The organism is Thioalkalivibrio sp. ALE23 (assembly GCF_000378545.1).
Taxonomy (GTDB): domain Bacteria; phylum Pseudomonadota; class Gammaproteobacteria; order Ectothiorhodospirales; family Ectothiorhodospiraceae; genus Thioalkalivibrio.
The window spans coordinates 1-1,136 of the sequence record NZ_KB900090.1 but is presented as its reverse complement, the minus strand read 5'-3'; the positions used below and the strand labels follow the sequence as shown (position 1 = coordinate 1,136).

General features: G+C 64.6%; 2 protein-coding genes. Both read left to right on the top strand.

All coding sequences use genetic code 11. The features are described from left to right. Window positions 1-774, top strand: a 774-nt coding sequence (locus F573_RS15330) for a hypothetical protein (protein WP_196801811.1), incomplete at its 5' end; no start/stop codon positions are given. Then, the coding region (locus tag F573_RS14570; RefSeq protein ID WP_038033656.1) for a hypothetical protein at window positions 767-1,136 on the top strand (370 nt) is incomplete at its 3' end. The genes F573_RS15330 and F573_RS14570, both read left to right, overlap by 8 nt.

Genomic DNA, 1,136 nt, shown 5'->3' with positions numbered 1-1,136 from the left:
CCGGCGCCCGCACACCGGCTGGCGCCAGTGGATGAACAGGCGGTGGAGGCCGCCGGGCGCCTGCGCCTGGCGGTGGAAGGCTATCGGGCATACCGGGAGCACATGGAAACGCTCAAGGTGGATCCGGTGGTTCCGCGCACCCTCCCCGGCTACGTGTCCCGTCAGGACATCCATGCGTGGGTTCGGAAAAAACAGGAAGAGCTCCGTGAGACCGGCGGCGACGACCTCTTCGATCGAGCCGCGGTTCTGTCCGGGTGCGACTCCTTGCTGGATATCGCGGACCAGGCCCGGGGGATGCCCATGGGCTGGCGGGAAACCCTGCAGTCGCTGGTGGCCTGGATCGAAGCGTCCCGGGACGATGCGCAGCCGGACGAAGACCCATCGGATCTGGTCCGTCATGCCCGGATGATCCTGGAAACCACGCAGCCGGTGGTGCTGATGGATCGGGAGAAGGTCCCGCGCTGGAAGGAAGACGCCGCGCGCGAACTGGCCCAGTACCTGGGGGAGCATCCCGATTTCTCCGATGAAGAGTCGAAACTGGGCTATCGGTGGCAGGACTACCTGCGCATGGTTGAGCTGGTGGAGAGCGCCCATCGGCGCCATGTCGATCTGGCCGATGACTGGAAGGATCGGGCGGCGTACGCCATCTGCCGACAGTGCGACGACGACCCGGACGCTCAGGGCGATGCGCGGGGGAACGAATACCGGTGGCAGGACTATCTCGAGATCGTCGAGGAAGTGGAACGCCAGCGCCAGGAGGCGAAACATGCTTGACTGGATCACCCCCGGTCGTCGTGATCGAACACGGCGCCGCGGCTGGCCCGAAATGGACCTGAAGGCTTATGCCCTCTATGCCCTGCTGATGATGGCGGCCATCGGGATCTGGGGAGTTCCGCAGGATCATCCGGTCACCCAGCATCTGTCGTCCGCCTGGCCGCTGACCCTGGTGATGATGATGGGGCCCCTCCTCGGGTCGAACCGGATCCGTTCGCGGGTGAAATGGATGCTGGCCCCCGTGCTCCTGATCACGACGATTCAGGTTCATACAATGACGGTGGCTTTTTCGGGGGTCGATCCGATCCCGGAAGACCCCATGGTTGGGCCGCTGACGTTCGTGATTCTGTACATCCTCGTCG